Below are 17,725 nucleotides of genomic sequence, written 5' to 3'. Positions count from 1 at the left end.
ATTCAGACCTCAGGATTCGAATTTTGATCATTCAAGTTTTTGATTATCCAGATTCAGATTTTTGATTATCCAAACTACAATTTGCCCGATACAAATCGGTTGATTTCCAATACATGTTTTTTTCAGCAGGGTTGAAGATTGCGTTTTAATTTGCTCAAAACCGATGGGTTCAAGCCGTGCCAGGCGCAGGTTAAACAGGACAGGTTAAAGCTGCCATTCAGGCTGCCCGAAATAATATATTTCGATTAATTACAGACAGCCAGAGTTTTTAGTATCCATTTTTTCCCGTTCAAACTTTTAGTTTTTCATCCAGCCCGGGAACAAGTTTATCAAAATACCTGGTTACCACGCAGGACTCCATGCATTTTCCACACCTTATACAGGTTTCACTTACATGAGGCTTTCCTTCTTTAATTGAAACTGCCCCTACAGGACAGGCTTTCTCACATATACCACATCCCGTACAGCGGGAAAGCCTTATGAACTGTTTTGCAGCCTCTTTAAAAAGGCAGACAGCTTTTTCCTTTGTTTCCGAGCTTACGAGCAGGTTTCCATTCGAGAAAAACTTCACAGTTCCGGTTTCGGTTTTAACCAGCAGCATGCCCAGTTCTTCTGCATAAACAGTTTTTCCAAGCACATTGATGAAATCCGCAGCTTCTTTTTCCCTGATGCCCCGGACTCCTGCCTCGACAGAAAAGCCTCCTGCTTTGCAGGGGGAAATTCCTCCCACCACCTCAATTTCAAAGTCTTCAGCTTTATCTTCCGCAAGGACAGAGATTCCAAGCTCTTCTGCCAGCCTTAGCATTTTCGGAGGCAGCTCTTTCCAGCGCCAGAACCCATGCTCTACGAACTTTTCCGAAAGCCCGTGCTTTTTTGCCCACTCAAGCAGGAAGGCGTTCCACCTGGCGTGCATCTCAGGATGCAGCTCTTTTACCCTGGCATACTCGGCAGCAAGGGCAGACGGGCAGAGCCAGCATCCAACCCTTTCAAAGCCCTGGTCATAGAGCGGGTTGTAGGAAAGCCCTCTCCAGTGGATATAGAGCCAGACTTCAAGCGCCCGCCAATCCCTGATAGGGAAGATGTTGAGCTGGTTCGGGACGAAGGGGTTTGTCTCACTTGCCGCAATCCTTGCCCTGGAAAAGGATTCATGCTTCCGCTTGCCGTCTATTGTCAGATAAGCAACTGCATTTGCAGCATCTTTTCCTGAAAGGGAACAGGCTCCTTTTTCTGCGTCCAGGTCTCCTGCCGACGCCAGTTTGCAGACCTTGCAGCACCAGCGGAAATCCTTTGCAGGAGGCCCGAACTTTTCTACCTGCTCCCAGAAAGAGGAGCCTGCACTCATTTCTTCAAGCGGGACTTTCATTTCGCGGCATAAATCCCGTGCAAACTCCACAGTTTCAGGGAATTCGATTCCTGTGTTCAGGAAAAAAGCCTTAAACTCCCTCTGCTTGAGAGCAGACTTTGCCAGGTCCAGCACCACAAGACTGTCTTTTCCCCCGCTGAATGAAACATACACAGGCAGATCCCGATGCTCGTTTCTGGAAATAATCCCGCGGATGGTGTTGATGGCATTTTTCCCCAGGACCTGCAGGTGTTTTTTGTTAGCTTCTATGCATGCCCTTAAATCCGGAATCTCGGGGTGCAGAGACGCCTCGCTGCTGTCAACCTTTCTGACTCTGAGAATTTTTGTTCCGGTCTCAGATGGGGAGTCGTTTTCGGACTCAGATGGGGCACTGACTTCAGATGGGGCTCTTACTTCAGGTTGAACTCCGGTCCCGGATAGAGCTTCGGGCTTTGACAGGTTCTCCAGGGCTGCAAAATCCGCACCGTCAATGTAAGAAACTCCATATCCGCTAAGGTTACCTGCGGTCACAAGGACAAAATCCCTTGCTTTAATGTTTTCGGCAAAAGACTCTATGAGCCCTGGTGTCACGTTTTTTCCATTAAGGTGCCTGTTTGTTTTCTTAAGCTCGACTTTTCTGCCTTCAGCAGATTTGAGGAGGATTTTTGCTCCCTGAAGGGAAGGCTCAAAGCTATAGTCCATTTTTGAAAGTTCGAAACGGAGCACTCCGAAAATAAAACCGTCTACTATAACCTCGTCAGTTTTGTCTTCTCCGGGAATTTTGTTAAGGAGAATAAGTCGGTCTCCCAGAGGGTCGCAATCGAAGGCGGAAATTAGCTGCCCGGACAGAAGTTCTCTCTCATAGGGGGAACAGAACCTGACATCTGCTGGCTGAGAAAGATGGAGTATCTCGCCTTTACCGCCACAGATCCCGCACTCTTCCCCTATGAGGGGCAGGTTGCACTTTCTGCACCAGAAAATGTAGTCATCTTCATATTCAAAACGAGGAGAGAATTTTTTCTTTGAAACAGCCGGATCCGGATGCCTTTCAGAGCCAGAGCTCTTTCTGGCAGAGGATTTTTCTTTAAAATCCAGAGACCTGTTTTCTACCCTTTTTTCACGGGTTTGCGGCCCCTTCCTGTCCGAACTTTTTCGTTTTTGTTTTTGTGAGCTGGAAGTCTGGTATTTTTCTTTTTTCTGCTGCATGGAAGTCCTGACCGGGGGTTCGAAGAAATGGTTAAGTATCTTATCGTTCAGTTTTCAGAAAGGATGCGTTTATCGATATATCAATATTTTGAAAGAAATTGCCAATGCTTTGAGAGAAAGTATCAATATTTTGAAAGAAATTGCCAATGCTTTGAGAGAAGGGAAAGATCCTATTAAAGAAAACACGATAATACTTTCCAATACTTTCAAAAACCATCATAATATAACTTGAATCTTATATTTGTAATGATATTTTAACTGATCATATGAAGCAAGAATATATTAAACTTCCTGAGAAGGCATTAAAACTTCCCTGGAAGACATTCAGGTTTCCGCAACAGGGATTCCTGCCTGTCAAATGTGATACCGTATGAACTATGATGTTGTTGTGGTGGGAGCTGGCCCAGTGGGCTCCACTGCCGCCCGCTATGCAGCCCTGCATGGGGCAAAGGTTCTCCTGCTCGAAGAGCACTCCTCAATAGGTTCTCCTGTCGGCTGTACAGGGCTTTTGAGCACAAGAGCCGTTGAAGAGTGCGGAATCAGGCCTTCGGACGAATTTGTGTTTAATTCTGTCCGCGGGGCTTTTGTGCATGCTCCTGATGGGCAGTGCCTGCCGATTGATGGAAAGCAAACAAAGGCATATGTTGTCTCCCGAAAAAACTTTGACCGCACTCTTGCGATAATGGCTGTAGAAGAAGGCGTTGAGCTCTCCCTGAAAACAAGGGCTATCGGATTTGAAAAAGAGAGCTCTGAAACCGGGCCCGGGACAAAAGGAAATGAAAAAGAAAATAGCTCCCCTGTAAAGCTCAAAATACTCCGGAACGGTAGTCCCGAAACCATATCCACGTCCGTAGTTATCGGGGCAGACGGAGTAAAAAGCCGAATAGCCAGTTATGCAGGCCTTGGAAAACCTGCGCGCATACTCCCCGGAATTCAGATCGAAGCTCCCTATGCCTCGGAAGATAGCGACTTTGTTGAACTGTTTCCCGGCTCTTCAGCTCCCGGTTTCTTTGCCTGGACCGTTCCCCTTGACGAAAAGGTCTCAAGAATCGGGCTTGCGCTTGAACCGGGACTTGCCTGCAAAAGCGGAATTGGAGATAAATCTCCGCTTTTCTATCTCGAAAAATTCCTTTGCTCAAACCCCCACATAAAATCAAGGTATTCAGGGGGCATGCTTGATTTTGTGGTTGGGGGAATTCCAATCGGCCCTCCGGAAAAAACATTTTCTGACGGTATCCTGCTCGCAGGGGATGCTGCAGGGCAGGCTAAACCCACATCTGGGGGAGGAGTCTATACCGGAGCTTTTGCAGCAAAAATTGCCGGAAAAATTGCAGCTGAGGCTGCCTTTGAAGGAGATACCTCTGCACGCAGGCTTTCCGAATACGACCGACTCTGGCGAAAGGGCCTGGCAAAAGAACTCGAAATAGGCATGAGAATCCATGATTACATGGGAAAACTGGAAGACAATCAGTTGAATGACCTCATAGGTTCATTAAACACTCCTTCGCTTCTGAATACGATCACGGAGTACGGGGATATGGATCACCCCTCAGTCCTTATGAGAAAGCTGATGTTTTCAGGAAACTCCCTGAGGCTCATGAAAGCCTTCGGGACATTTTTAAAGACGCTTTTTTAAAGAGATCAGCGTTTGAGGCATGAAGTGAGAAGTGGTTTTAGAGGTCAAGAGAAGTAAGTCTCAGGATAAGTAAGTCTCAGGATAAGTAAGTCTCAGGATAAGTAAGTCTCAGGATAAGTAAGTCTCAGGATAAGTGAGTGTTTTTTAGTTATTATTTTCCTGACTACTGTGAGGACTATAAATTCCGGAAACCCATTATATTAAAGGGGATACCTGTGAGTTCTGATTATAAACTTCTTGATGACGTAAAACAGCACTTATGCACCTGTTCCACAGGCCTCAAGCTCACCCCTGACATGGAAGCATTCCTGGAAATGCCCATGAGAGAGCTCTACGTTTCCCTGCCGATCCACATGGATGACGGTTCCATAAAGGTTTTTAAAGGCTTCAGGGTCCAGTACAACGAAGCTCTGGGACCTACCAAAGGAGGTATACGTTTTCATCCGGAGGAGACGATGGAGACAATCAGAGCTCTTGCAGCCCTGATGACCTGGAAATGCGCTCTCCATAAGCTGCCTCTGGGTGGGGCAAAAGGAGGAATTGTCTGCTCTCCAAAAGAGCTCTCACACAGGGAGATTGAGCGCCTGAGCAGAGCATACATTCGCGGGATTTACCAGATCATAGGCCCTGATAGGGATATACCCGCTCCTGACATGTATACAAATCCGCAAATTATGGCCTGGATGATGGACGAATACTCGAAACTGGCAGGAAAAAACGTATTTGGCGCCATTACAGGCAAACCCACAAGTCTCGGAGGTTCTGCAGGCAGGTTCGATGCAACGGCTAAAGGCGGCCTGTATGCGATACGGGAAGCTGCAAAAGAACACGGAATGGACCTTAAAGACTCGAAGGTCGCTGTTCAGGGATTCGGGAACGTTGGATACCATGCTGCTTACCTTGCAAAGAAACTCTTCGGCTGCAGAGTCGTGGCTGTAAGCGACAGTAAAGGGGCTATCTACTCAGAAAGTGGGTTTGACCCTGAAGATGTTTCCGGACACAAGCACTCCACAGGTTCCGTACTGGACTATCCGGGAGCAGAAAATATCACCAATAAAGAACTGCTGGAACTTGAGGTAGATATCCTTATCCCGGCTGCCCTTGAAAACGTAATAACTGAAGAGAATGCAGAAAGGGTTAGACCAAAAATTCTTGCCGAAATGGCTAACGGACCCACGACCCGAGAAGCAGAAGAGATCCTTCGTTCAAACGGAGTCCATATAATTCCCGATATCCTTTGCAATGGGGGCGGGGTCATTGTTTCGTACTTTGAAATGGTGCAGAATGAGTCCGGCATACAATGGGAAGAAGAGGAAATTGAGAAACGTCTGGAAAAAAAGATGAAAGAAGCATATCATTCAGTGCACGATTTTGCGGCAAAGAACAATACTGGTATGCGACAGGCTGCCTATACGCTTGCTGTTGGGAGGGTTGTCGAAGCCATGCAGCTCAGAGGCTGGATCTGATACCCGAAAAAAAGGCATGAAGAAGGAAAAACAAAGTTAAAAATTAATGTTAAGGAAGTAACGAGTACAGGTAGCTAAACAGGTAAGTGATTATAATGTACAGATGCAGCAACTGCGGATACCTTTACAACCCGGATCTCGGGGATTCTTCACAGTCCATAGCTCCGAACACGCAGTTTGAAGAGCTACCAAAATCCTGGAAATGTCCCAGATGTGGAGTTTCCAGGGAAATGGTTAAAAAAATATGAATATATATGGCCAAATGTAATTATATATGCCAAATCACAGCTAAGGGCAACTATAAGTAACGACCATTAATTATATTTAACCATGTCTATCCATGTATGACTATGAAACTATAAACTTTACTGGCCAGCCATTTCCAGTTCATTTAGCAGGTTTCTTTCGAAGTTCAGGACTTTCCTGATTACTATCTTTTTGGAGCCGAGTGTAAGTTCCTCGTTTTCAGGATATTTTTCTTTTATATACCCGTAAAGTTCCATAACACTCATATCGTCAAGTTTCCTTTTGAGCTGGTTAAAGTCTTCCATGAAAGATACCCTCTATCACAAATCGCGAAATTATATTTATGTTTTTATGTAGTAGTCAGTGCATTCCCAAACGTATTCCGGAGATCCGTTGCGGATGCCTGCCAGTATTACATACCCTTAATGACAGGCTTTTTATATATATTCATGTCCAGCTACAAATTTGTGAATAATATCACGCCACATCTCCACTAGTTTAATTTTTTAGCCCAATTTCCAAAAATTAACTTTGGGAGTGCGGAGGCACAGCGGGAAGTCCCCTTCCTCGAAGGCATCAGCCGGCAGGTGGGGGATGAAAGCGCAGCCTCGCAGTTAAGCAAATGTAAAGCTTCTTTATATTTAGTAACCTTTTCTAGCTATGAAGATGTATTTAAGGATATAGTTACGTATATATATTGATAATTATGCAATTAGCGAAGAAAATACGAATCTATCCTACTGAAGAACAGGTTAATGTTCTTTGGGAATTATCAGATAAATGTCGGGTAGTGTATAACTTTGCTCTTGCAGACCGAAAGGATGCTTATAATAAGGAAAAACGTTCTGTAAAATATACAGAACAACAAAATAAGCTTCCTGACTTCAAAAAACGTAATCCTGAGTACAATATTGTTTATTCTAAAACACTTCAAGGAATCTTGAAAAAACTTGATAGTAGCTACCATTCATTTTTTACCCATATTAAAAATGGTGACAAGAAAGCAAGACCTCCTAATTTCAAAGGTAGAAATTATCTAATGACAATTCCATATAACCAGAGTGGTTTCAAAATTGAAGATGGTATCATCACATTTTCACATAAAGTAAATAATGTGCCTTTATCCTTTGAAATAGGTAACTTAGCTGAAGATCTCAATGTAAAACAGGTTGAAATAGTTAATGATAATTCCTATAAAGCAAGAGGTAAATTTTTTCTCTGTATTGCTTATGATGTAGAGATTGAAGATACTTATTTTGATAATGGGATTTATCAGGCTATTGATTTGGGCATTACAAAAATAGTTACTGCTATCAACACCGAAGGTAAATTCTTTGAGGTAAAAACCCCTAGACCGGATAATTACTGGAATCAAAAAATTGATGCAGCTAAATCCAGAAGGGATCATTGCATTGGTGTTAAAAAAGGTTCTGCAAAAAGCAGGAGATTTTTGAGAATAGCCAGAGCAGTTACAAAAATGAGTAAAAAGAAAGCAAATCAAGTTAAGGATTTCCAGCACAAACTATCTAAAACAATGGTAGAGAATACCAGAGCCAATACGATAATTGTTGGGGATTTAGATGTAAAACAAATGGCTCAACCTAAAGTTAAAGATGGTAAAAAACAAAAAAAGACCAAACAAAAGAAAGGTCTAAATCGTTCCACTCAGGGTTTAGGAAATTTAGGTAGATTTGTTCAATTCTTGACCTATAAAGCAGAAATTATAGGTAAACGTATAATAAGAATTGATGAAAAAAACACGTCTAAGAAGTGTTGTTATTGTGGAAAAAAACATGATATGCCTACCTGGGAACGTGTTATGTTATGTGATTGTGGTAACAACATAGATAGAGATAGAAATTCTGCTATCAATATCATGATACGTTACCTATTGCAAAATGCCTTGTGGACAGGCTATCAACAATTTGTTGATAATCTTCGACAATACAGGCTTCCCGATGGAATTGAGGTTCATACCGAAGCCAAATGACGGAAGTACTCGAAGGAAACCCTTTCCTCGCCATCAGGCAGGGATGGGTAGTTCACTAAGTCAATAACTTTATTATACATGTGACTGCAGGATAGGATTTTCATAAAAACGAATTCAGGAAACCCAAATATTTTGGCAAGAATACTCAAAACCCGGGAAAAAAGCTAAAAAAAAGAAGAGCAGGCAGTTAAAGGTGGGGGCGATAGCATAGACATTAATGACAGAAAAAGTGAGGCAGAAGAAAACTGGATGGAAGAATTCCTTTTAAACAGCCCCAGCCCTGTCCTGAGGATTGAAAAAGAAGGATTAATTCTCTATGCTAATGAAGCAGGAAAATCATTACTTGAAGCATGGGGAAGCGGGGTTGGAGAAAAAGTCCCCGTAAATATCCGGCAAGCTGTGCAGAAAGCAGCCCTCAAGAATAAGCCAGAATACCTGGAACTTGAAGCAGGCGAAAAAACATATTCAGTTACCTTCATACCTTCTGCTGACGGCAAATATACTATTCTCCAGGCATCACTCCAGGCATCAGATGCCACTTTCTCTGAACAAGCCGAAAAAAAACTATCATCCTTAAAAATACCTTTAGTAGATAAGCATTATGAAGCCCTTTCCCAGGTTGCCGAACTGGCTCTCAAAACCCCGGACCTCCGGACCCTGCTGGACGAATCTTTAACTTTGATTGCTGCTACATTTGAAGCAGAATATTGCATAATTTTGAAACTTTTGCCTGATGGAAACTTTTTGTTTGAAACAGGAATCGGATGGAAGATCGAAGATATAGGCAAGGTTATTAAAAGAGATACGGCTTCGACTGCCGGGTATGCAGTGCTTTCAAAAAAACCTTTATATATAGAAAAATTAAACGGAAAGGGTTCCATTGATGAAATGGGGCTCAAAGGATATCAGGAAATAACGAGTGGAATAAGTGTCCTGATCGGATGTATTGAAAAGCCCTATGGAGTGCTGACAATTCACAGCACAAAGAAAGAGAAATTTACAAAAGAAGACACTTCTTTTTTGAATGGCGTTGCGTCTCTGATCTCGTTAGCCATTGAACGAAATGAAGTAGAGAGTACCCTCCGTGAAAAGATACATTTTCTTGAAACTTTGCTTGATACTATTCCGGCTCCCGTGTATTATAAAGACAAAGAAGGGGTCTACCGCGGCTGCAATGAACTCTTTGCGAGGCTGATTCTTGGGCGCTCAAAGGAAAAAGTAACAGGATGCTCTGTAGATGAACTTTCCGAAGCGATTCCACCCAAACTTGGGGATGTTTTCAAAAGAGTGGACCGGCAGCTGCTCCAGAGAGGAGGAAGCCAGGTTTATGAGTCCAGAGTCATGTGCTCTGACGGGATAATCCGACAGTTCCTTTTCAATAAGGCCGTATACAGGAACCTTAATGGGACTGTGGAAGGGCTTGTAGGAACAATGCTTGATATAACCGGGCTCAAACGTACCGAAGAGAACCTGTTAAAGAGTGAAGAAAGATATCGGCTGGCTGCCGAACAGACAGGGCAACTGATATACGAATTTGACCTGCAAAACGGACATGTTGAATGGGCAGGGGCAGTCACGGAACTTACGGGCTACAGCTACAACGAGATGCAGGATTTTACTTACTATGATTGGCTTGATCACATTCACCCCGAAGAGCGCAGAAGAGTGCAGCAGGAATTTAAGAAGTGCTGGAACACAGGAGAAAAGTTCAATGAAGAATTCAGGTTCCGACGGAAAGATGGGAGCTATTTTTTCGTAGAAAACAAAGGCGTCTATCTGAGGGATGAAGAAGGCTGCGTATGCAAAGCCCTTGGAGTTATGAAAGACATTACTGAAATCAAACTTTCCTCGGAAAAACTGAAGGAAAGCGAAGAGCTCTATCGCTCATTCTTACAGAATTTTAAAGGGATCGCATTTAAGCTGGACAGGGGTTTTACCCCTCTCTTTCTGGAAGGAGCTCTTGAGGAAATAACCGGGTATACCAAAGAAGACTTTCTCTCCGGCAGAATAAATTTGACTGATATCATTTATGCGGAAGACAGGCCACTATTCTATATACTCCGGAAAAAAATGAGATTTACCCCGAACTCCATTATGGAACATGAGTACAGGCTCAGGCAAAAAGATGGAACTGTAAAGTGGGTTCATGAGTTAATCCACAACATCTGTACCGCCTCTGGAGATACTGAATTTATCCAGGGTTATACCTATGATATTACTCTGAAGAAAAAAGCCGAGGAAACCCTTGCAAAAGCCGAAGCTATCGGTATGAGGGAAATTCATCATCGGATCAAAAATAACCTTCAGGTAGTTTCGTCCCTGCTCAGCCTTCAGGCTGATAAGTTCAAAGATAAAGATGTTATTGAAGCCTTCAGAGAAAGCGAAAACAGGGTTATCTCCATGTCCATAATCCATGAGGAGCTTCATAAATCAGAAGACACGACAAGCATAGATTTTGCAGCCTATCTCAGGAAACTGACCTCTGACCTTCTTTACTCTTACAGGGTCGGAAACGAGAACTTCCGGCTTGTTCTTGATATAGGCAATATCTTCCTCGGAATCGATACAGCAATTCCCCTCGGAATTATAATCAACGAACTTTTCTCAAATTCCCTGAAATATGCATTTCCAAAAGGTGCCGAAGGGGAGATAAGAATTTCACTTTACAGAAAATCTGAAACTCTGGGACCCGGGAGTGCAGCCGACAGAGGTACCGGTATAACAGACTCAGGGATGTACCCCGGATTTACACTGGTTTATTCGGATAATGGGGGACGTTTTCCCGAAAATATCGATTTTAAAAATCCCGAAACCCTTGGTTTGCAACTTGTGAATGCTCTGGTCGAACAGATAGATGGGACAATTGAACTTGAGAAAGGAGAGGAGACAAAATTTACTATCAGGTTCGATGATAAGGGGCTCTCGGGGAAGAGCTGAAAAAGGCTGGTTAAAATGAGGACACATCAAAACGAAGTTTGTCTTTTCCAATCTCTTTTTTATTACATTTTAAGTTTTTTTAATATTGTAGTAGGCGGTCGTATAGATGGTCATTGTTTTCTTTGCAGCACCTCGCACCACTTAAGTCCGCCTGTCCATCGCAGATTAAAAAGAAATTATTAGCTGCGCCAGGACTCGAGCCCGGAATATCAAGCGTGTGATCCGGGTATTAGCTTAAATGGATATGGACTGCACGGACTCGGGATTATTTATGGGGAAGACATTATACGGATCTGTACTGTATCGAAACAAAGCACACACTTATTTCTATATCGAAATCATTTGAAACTGGATATAAATTAAGTCCAGCTATAAAATACCGAAAAATTACAAAATAAATTGAAAGATGAATTCATTCAGGTGAGGATAGGCGAATTGTGAATGCTTATAGGAATTGATGTAGGGGGCACCACCACGGATGCGGTGCTTATCCGGAACGGAGAAGTATATAGTACGACCAAGGTTTCAACCGAGCGAGGGAATCTTCTTAAGTCTCTGCTCAATGCCCTTGATGAGGTCAGCAGAGGAGTTCCTCCGGGGCAGCTCGAAAGGGTGGTTTTCAGTACAACCATAATAACAAATCTTATTGCCGAGGGCAAAACTGATCGTGTGGCTTTGCTGCTAATTCCGGGTCCGGGCGTTAACCCTGAAAGTTATGTTTTTCCAGATAGTTTCTACCTTAAAGGAGCTATGGACTTCAGGGGAAGGGAGATCCAGCTCCTCGATGAAGCTGAGGTTCGGGAAACAGTGAGCCGGATTCGGGAGCAGGGTTTTTCCAGAGCTGCCGTGGTAAGCAAATTCGGACAGAGGAACCCTTCCCACGAACTCAGGATAGAAGAAATCCTCAGGGAAATGTATCCGGACTGCAAAGTGGAGCTCGGGCATAAGGTTTCGGGAAAACTGAATTTCCCGAGACGAATCGCAACCTCCATGCTGGCCTCTGCAACAGGAGAACGTTATCAGGAGTTCGTTGCAGAGATCAAAAAAGCCCTTGAAGAAAGGGACATCAGGGCTCCCGTATACATCCTTAAAGCCGACGGAGGGACTCTGCCAATTGAAAAATCCGTAGCGTTCCCTGTGGAAACTATTTTTTCGGGTCCCGCAGCAAGCACGATAGGAGCTCTCGCCCTCACCCCTGAGGGACAGACATCTGTTGTAGTGGATATAGGCGGAACTACTACCGACCTCGCTCTGATCCTTTCCGGAAAACCGCTTATGGCCTCCAAAGGTGCAAAACTCGGAAACTTCCTGACCCATGTCCGGGCTTTTGCCGTCCGCTCTATGGCGGTAGGAGGGGACAGCATTGTAAGGGTTAGAGAAACCGGCGATGGGGTCAGGATAGTAACCATAGGCCCGGAAAGGGCAGGTCCCGCTTACTGCATGGGAGGAGAAGAACCAACCCCAACGGATGCCCTGAGAGTGCTCGGGCTTGTCGAGGTTGGGGATCTCGAACGTGCAAAAGAGGCAGTTGCATCCGTAGCCTCCAGCCTCGGGAGATCCGAAACAGAGGTCGCTTCCCTTATAGTGGACACAACTGCGGGGATAATTGAAAAAGCCGTCAGGGAAATGTTTCTTGAATGGGAACAGGAACCTGCTTACAGGATATGGGAAGTCCTGCAGAAGAAAAAAGAAAGGCCTGAAAATGTGGTTGGAATCGGGGGTGGAGCAAGGGGCCTGATTTCAGTAGTCGCGAAAAAACTGAACGCCAAACCAATTATCCCCGAATATTCGGAAGTAGGAAATGCCATCGGGGCAGCTGTTGCAAGGCCTACCCTTACCCTTAACCTGCGCATCGATACTCAGCAGAAGGTCTATTCGGTAGCTGAAGAAGGAGAGATTGTAAACCTTAACTCAACGGATATCGGGAATTTCAATAAAATGCGCTCGAAGGAAGCCGAAGCCCTTGCAGCAAAACTCCTCAGAGAACGCGCAAAAAGGTTTGGGATTTCCGAGTATGCAGACGAAGCCGAGATTGCTAACAGTGAGGTCTTTAACGTGGTTGATGGCTGGTTAACGGCAGGGCGGCTTTTTGATGTGAGTATGCAGATCCCGGCAGGCTTGATTCCCGAATGGAAGAGGAGGGAAAAAGCATGAAACTCGGGTTTGGGAAAATTAGGGATGCGCTCAAAGGCGGAGCCGAAAAAAATACAGGGGAAGAGAAAAAAGAACGGAAAGAAGAGGAACTTGAACCTGATAGAGTAGAGGAAGTTACAATGAAAACAAAAACTTCAGAGCAGAAATCTGAAGATGCATCTAAAACTGAATCGAAAAATGAACCTGAAAACGAACCTGAAAACGAACCCATGATCCCGGCAGACCGGACAGGGGCCAGAAAGACAGGCCTTATTTTCTTCCCGGCTTTTGACTGGGCAATTTCTCCAACCCACCCGGAAAGAGAGGAACGCCTCCTTTATACGCGAGACCAGATCTTTGAAGAAGGACTAATGGACCTCCCGCAAATCGCGGAGTATAAGCCTCGACTTGCAGATTTCAGGGATATTGCAAGAGTCCATTTCTGTATCCCCGATATAGAAGCCCAGGCTACAATCCCTCACCGGATTTCAGCAGGTAGCTGCCTGGTCCTTGCTGATGCGCTCATGCGAGGAGAGGTTAAAAATGCTTTTGCCCTTGTCCGTCCTCCCGGCCACCATGCCATGACAGTCGCTCACGGAAACCGTGGTTTTTGCAATATCAATAATGAAGCAATCCTCGTTGAGTACCTGAGAAAAAAGTATGGGATCCGCAGGATCGCAATTGTGGATACTGATGTCCACCATGGGGACGGGACACAGGAGATCTTTTACAACGACCCTGATGTGCTTTTTATCTCCTTCCATCAGGACGGGCGGACGCTATTTCCGGGATCTGGATTCGTTAACGAACTTGGAGGCCCGAAAGCCCTTGGCAGGACAATCAACATTCCTCTGCCGCCCGGGACTCCGGATGAGGGTATCCTCTACGTGCTCGATACCCTGGTGCTGCCCATTCTGAAGGACTTCAAACCCGAACTTGTCCTCAATTCCGCAGGGCAGGACAACCATTATACTGATCCGCTTGCAAACATGCGCTTTTCCGCACAGGGATATGCAAAACTGAACGAGAAACTTGCCCCTGACATGGCAGTGCTTGAAGGAGGCTATGCTATCCAGAGTGCGCTGCCCTACGTGAATACAGGAATTATCCTTGCCATGGCCGGGCTTGACTATTCCTGCGTAAAAGAACCTGACTTCAGGCCCGGAATGTTTGTCCAGGCTGCAAGGGACAGACATGTCCTTGAGGAAATTGTTGCTACCCAGCTTGAAAACTGGAAAAACCGGGACAGGCTTGTAGAGGCAGAGGTTGCAAAACACGGAGACTTTTACCGCCGGAAAAAACAGATCTTCTATGATACCGATATGATCCAGGAATTCCAGGAGGAAACGGTAAGGATGTGCCCTGACTGCCAGGGTTACGTAACCATAGACTCCAATGCCCACAGGAGCATAAACGATACCAGGATCTTCGGGGTTTCAGTCCCTATCTATGCCTGCGCCAGCTGCCAGGCTGAAGCCAGGGAAGAGTACAGGAAGAGGCTCAATTATCCGGAATATGAATACGTTTACCTTCAGGATAAAAAAGCGGATGAATACAGGGCATACAATACCAGGAAAAAACAGGAGACAGTTTACTGAGAGGCTCTGTTGAGAGCCTGTGAGAGGTTTTGAGTAGCCTTTGTAGGGTTGAGTAGCCTTTGTAGGGTTGAGTAGCCTTTATGGAGTTTGAGTAGCCTTTGTAGGGTTTAAGTAGCCTGCATGGGGTTTTTTCCAGAATAATATTCCACATAAGGAAAACAGTGACATCAACGTTTAAGACCAACCTTTAAGAAATAATTGGTAGGGAAATCGTTTCTTTATCTTTCAACCGGGGCTGGCTTAAATGAAACTGCTGGGCATTGATATACTTGAGGTTTTGACGGGGATAGACCAGTTTGTCTGGGGGCCACCCCTTCTGATTTTGCTGGTGGGAACCGGGATTTTCCTGACCATAAGCCTTGGGCTGATCCAGATCTTCAGGCTGCCCCTTGCTCTCAAATATGTCCTGAATTCGAGAAAATATGAAGCCGGAGTCCTGGGGGACGTTTCTAGTTTTGCCGCGCTCAGTACAGCGCTTTCGGCAACGATAGGGACCGGAAACATCGTGGGGGTTGCAACTGCAATCAAGATCGGGGGCCCCGGGGCTCTTTTCTGGATGTTCCTTGCCGCTTTTTTCGGGATGGCTACCATGTATTCCGAAGCCCTGCTGGCAGTCAAATACAGGACAGTTGACGCAAACGGGCAGATGTCCGGGGGGCCCATGTACTATATCAAAAATGGGCTTGGGCATAAAAAGTACAGCAAAATTCTTGCCCCTCTCTTTGCCATCTTCGGGGTAAATGTGGCGCTTTTCGGGATAGGGACCTTTCCCCAGGTAAATGCCATAGTGGACTCGGCCCGGATCGCTTTTGATATCCCTGAAATCCTGAGTGCAGCCGTGCTGAGCCTGCTTGTGGCTTTTGTGACGCTCGGGGGGATCAGGAGAATTGCGGCTGTTGCCCAGTTAATGGTGCCTTTCATGGCAATTGCATATGTGCTGGGCTGCATTGTGATTATCGGGCTGAACCTTGACAAAATTCCCGCAACATTTTCTCTGATCATCAGTTCAGCTTTTACCGAAACCGCAGCAAAGGGTGGCTTTCTTGGGGCAGGGGTGATGCTTGCAATCCGGATGGGAATTTCCAGGGGGATCTTTTCAAACGAAGCGGGACTCGGGAGTACACCTATTGCAGCTGCAGCCGCAAGGGTAAAAGAGCCGGCAAAACAGGGCTTGATCTCCATGACGGGGACCTTTTTCGATACAATCGTAGTCTGCCTCATGACCGGGACTGTGCTGATCATGACGGATTCCTGGACAGGGGACCTTGCTGGAGCCTACATGACCAGCTACGCTTTTTCCACCGTGCTCTCAGACATCGGGAGCTACATCGTGACTCTGGGTTTGATCTTCTTTGCCTTTACAACAATCATCGGATGGAACTATTACGGGGAACGCTGCACGGAATTCCTCTTTGGGGTCAGGGGGATTCTTCCCTACAAGATTCTTTATATCCTCATTGTTGCCTCCGGAGCCTTCCTGACCCTTGACGTCATCTGGATTCTGGCAGATATAGTAAACGGGCTGATGGCGATTCCGAACCTTATAGCCCTTCTTGCGCTGAGAAAGGTCGTTGTAGCCGAGACCAGGAAATATTTTGAGAATCTGAGAGCCGAAGACTAAAATCAAGCTACTTGGGCAGGATATCTGAAATCTGGCTTGAATAAAAATCCGGATGAGGAATGAAGAATAAAACATGAGGAATGAAGAATAAAACCTGAAGAATACAACCTGAAGAATACAACCTGAAGAATACAACCTGATGCAGGTTGCAAATAAAGTGTAACGGTTATAAGCAACTCCAATAGATTGTTACCTATAAAATTCATATCCAGAAAAGGATTGTTGCCCATGAAGTCCACCCATCAAGAACAAAAAATCAGGGCTGTGAAGCAGAGATGTATAAAAACAGATACATCTCCTGCAGCTGCCTTCTGTTTTGTTGCGGCTATATTGATGATAACCACCCTCCTGACTTCCACAGCTTCTGCGGCGGTGGTCTCCGGAAACACCCACCTTGAGGTGTATGTCTCAGAAATAACCCCCAACCCTGCCAGACCCGGAGAAGATCTGCTCATAAAAATCAACATCGAAAATACCGGAAACGACCCCGCTGAAAACGTGAAAATAGGAATTGAGGAACTTGACCCCTTTATTTTTACGTACAGCACCTCAGGGGTTTACGGCTCCGGGACGAACACCGAGCTCATCTTTCAAATTGAACAGATCAGGCAGCGCGCAAAAGTCGAGCTTAACTTCCACTTCAGGGTGGACGAAAGGGCGACATCGGGAGTCCGCCAGCTTGAGTTTACCATAGTAGACGGGAACGGAGTGAGCTTTTCAAAAAGGATTCCTATCAAGGTGGAGGGAAACCCGGACATTGTGCTCATGGGGACTGTAATCACCCCGGCAAACGGAGGGAACTCTTCGGTTGACTCCCTGGTCCCGGGGCAGGCATTCTACCTTCAGACTACTGTTAAGAACGCAGGGAATGGAAATGCAAAAAATGTCAGGGTTATCCTGGACTTAAACGGCTCTTCTCCCATTATCCCCCTCGAAGACAACGTCCGTTTCTTTGAGGGACTGAAAGCCGGAAGTTCTGAGAACCTGTCGTTTAAACTCCTTTTAGGCAGCAACGCAGCGGTGCAGCCCTACAAAATCCCCCTCCGGATAACAGCTTCAAACGAAGCCGAGGATTTCCAGATCAACAAAGCCCAGGAAATAGGAGTCAATGTACTGAACCAGGCGAAGATTAACATTGCAAGCCTGAAATTCGACCCCCAGATGCCTGTTAAAGGGCAGCAGGTCTCCATGATCCTGCGGCTTGAAAATGTAGGAGAAGGAGAAGCCCGTTTCGTGAAAGCCAGTCTCGAAGGGCTCGAAGGTTCCGGAAGCACGAAAGCTTTCCTGGGACGCTTGAAAAAGGACGATGACGCCCCGGCAGTCTTTACCTTCATTCCGGATAATGCAGGAGACCAGGAAGTAACTCTGCTTGTAGAATATGAAGATGACTTTGGAAAACACCAGCTTAGCGAAGACCTGACCTTCAATGTGGACAGACAGGAGGGGAGCATTATCCCCATTGTACTGGGAGCAGTCCTTATTCTTGCAGCCGCAGTCTTCTACATGAAGAAGAAAGGAAAGCTCTAAAAACCACATAAGGAAAGCTCTAA

General features: G+C 45.4%; 12 protein-coding genes. 10 read left to right on the top strand and 2 right to left on the bottom strand.

The genetic code is table 11. From position 1 onward, the window contains the following. Positions 1 to 289 precede the first annotated feature (289 nt). Positions 290 to 2,548 carry a phosphoadenosine phosphosulfate reductase family protein gene (locus PHF18_RS04165; RefSeq protein ID WP_300098744.1) on the bottom strand — a complete coding sequence of 753 codons (2,259 nt, stop codon included), beginning with the start codon at positions 2,546 to 2,548 and terminating at the stop codon, positions 290 to 292. Between the two features lie 88 nt (positions 2,549 to 2,636). Between PHF18_RS04165 and PHF18_RS04160 the strand changes: the two genes are divergently transcribed. The 4 genes from PHF18_RS04160 (at position 2,637) to PHF18_RS04145 (ending at position 5,898) form a co-directional block, all read left to right on the top strand. Then, positions 2,637 to 2,780 (top strand): hypothetical protein, encoded by a 144-nt coding sequence (locus tag PHF18_RS04160; protein WP_300098741.1) that lies wholly within the window; start codon positions 2,637 to 2,639, stop codon positions 2,778 to 2,780. A 138-nt stretch (positions 2,781 to 2,918) separates the two neighbouring features. Beyond that, on the top strand, positions 2,919 to 4,184 hold the full coding sequence (locus PHF18_RS04155) for an NAD(P)/FAD-dependent oxidoreductase (RefSeq protein ID WP_300098738.1): 1,266 nt from the start codon (positions 2,919 to 2,921) through the stop codon (positions 4,182 to 4,184). A 215-nt stretch (positions 4,185 to 4,399) separates the two neighbouring features. Continuing rightward, positions 4,400 to 5,650, top strand: coding sequence for a Glu/Leu/Phe/Val dehydrogenase (locus tag PHF18_RS04150; protein WP_300098735.1), 1,251 nt, complete (start codon positions 4,400 to 4,402; stop codon positions 5,648 to 5,650). Positions 5,651 to 5,745: 95 nt separating this feature from the next. Further along, positions 5,746 to 5,898, top strand: coding sequence for a rubredoxin (locus PHF18_RS04145; RefSeq protein WP_300098732.1), 153 nt, complete (start codon positions 5,746 to 5,748; stop codon positions 5,896 to 5,898). A 117-nt stretch (positions 5,899 to 6,015) separates the two neighbouring features. Here the strand turns inward: PHF18_RS04145 and PHF18_RS04140 are convergent, their stop codons facing one another. Continuing rightward, entirely contained in the window at positions 6,016 to 6,201 is a 186-nt protein-coding gene (locus PHF18_RS04140; protein ID WP_300098729.1) for a hypothetical protein, read from the bottom strand. 401 nt (positions 6,202 to 6,602) lie between these two features. Between PHF18_RS04140 and PHF18_RS04135 the strand changes: the two genes are divergently transcribed. From PHF18_RS04135 to PHF18_RS04110, 6 genes are all read left to right on the top strand, one after another. Continuing rightward, complete coding sequence (locus PHF18_RS04135) at positions 6,603 to 7,886, top strand: transposase (protein ID WP_300098774.1); 1,284 nt, start codon at positions 6,603 to 6,605, stop codon at positions 7,884 to 7,886. A gap of 249 nt (positions 7,887 to 8,135) precedes the next feature. Further along, the gene (locus tag PHF18_RS04130) at positions 8,136 to 10,823 is read left to right on the top strand and encodes a PAS domain S-box protein (protein WP_300098726.1); all 2,688 of its coding nucleotides are present in this window, start codon (positions 8,136 to 8,138) and stop codon (positions 10,821 to 10,823) included. A gap of 441 nt (positions 10,824 to 11,264) precedes the next feature. After that, positions 11,265 to 12,977 (top strand): hydantoinase/oxoprolinase family protein, encoded by a 1,713-nt coding sequence (locus PHF18_RS04125; RefSeq protein WP_300098723.1) that lies wholly within the window; start codon positions 11,265 to 11,267, stop codon positions 12,975 to 12,977. Next, positions 12,974 to 14,554: a histone deacetylase gene (locus tag PHF18_RS04120; protein WP_300098720.1), complete on the top strand. Its 1,581-nt coding sequence runs from the start codon at positions 12,974 to 12,976 to the stop codon at positions 14,552 to 14,554. The genes PHF18_RS04125 and PHF18_RS04120 overlap by 4 nt, the downstream gene beginning before the upstream one ends. A gap of 244 nt (positions 14,555 to 14,798) precedes the next feature. Then, complete coding sequence (locus tag PHF18_RS04115; RefSeq protein ID WP_300098717.1) at positions 14,799 to 16,175, top strand: sodium:alanine symporter family protein; 1,377 nt, start codon at positions 14,799 to 14,801, stop codon at positions 16,173 to 16,175. Between the two features lie 186 nt (positions 16,176 to 16,361). Further along, on the top strand, positions 16,362 to 17,702 hold the full coding sequence (locus PHF18_RS04110) for a COG1361 S-layer family protein (protein ID WP_300098714.1): 1,341 nt from the start codon (positions 16,362 to 16,364) through the stop codon (positions 17,700 to 17,702). The last annotated feature ends 23 nt before the right edge of the window (positions 17,703 to 17,725 follow it).

The sequence above is a fragment of the Methanosarcina sp. genome (assembly GCF_028693135.1).
Lineage (GTDB): Archaea > Halobacteriota > Methanosarcinia > Methanosarcinales > Methanosarcinaceae > Methanosarcina.
This window is presented reverse-complemented; position numbering and strand designations above follow the sequence as displayed.

Excerpts from the sequence above, each read along its gene's own strand:
- PHF18_RS04165 (WP_300098744.1), bottom strand. The coding sequence starts at position 2,548 with ATGCAGCAGAAAAAAGAAAAATACCAGACTTCCAGCTCACAAAAACAA.
- PHF18_RS04155 (WP_300098738.1), top strand. The coding sequence starts at position 2,919 with ATGAACTATGATGTTGTTGTGGTGGGAGCTGGCCCAGTGGGCTCCACT.
- PHF18_RS04145 (WP_300098732.1), top strand. The coding sequence starts at position 5,746 with ATGTACAGATGCAGCAACTGCGGATACCTTTACAACCCGGATCTCGGG.
- PHF18_RS04140 (WP_300098729.1), bottom strand. The coding sequence starts at position 6,201 with ATGGAAGACTTTAACCAGCTCAAAAGGAAACTTGACGATATGAGTGTT.
- PHF18_RS04135 (WP_300098774.1), top strand. The coding sequence starts at position 6,603 with ATGCAATTAGCGAAGAAAATACGAATCTATCCTACTGAAGAACAGGTT.
- PHF18_RS04130 (WP_300098726.1), top strand. The coding sequence starts at position 8,136 with ATGGAAGAATTCCTTTTAAACAGCCCCAGCCCTGTCCTGAGGATTGAA.
- PHF18_RS04125 (WP_300098723.1), top strand. The coding sequence starts at position 11,265 with ATGCTTATAGGAATTGATGTAGGGGGCACCACCACGGATGCGGTGCTT.
- PHF18_RS04120 (WP_300098720.1), top strand. The coding sequence starts at position 12,974 with ATGAAACTCGGGTTTGGGAAAATTAGGGATGCGCTCAAAGGCGGAGCC.
- PHF18_RS04115 (WP_300098717.1), top strand. The coding sequence starts at position 14,799 with ATGAAACTGCTGGGCATTGATATACTTGAGGTTTTGACGGGGATAGAC.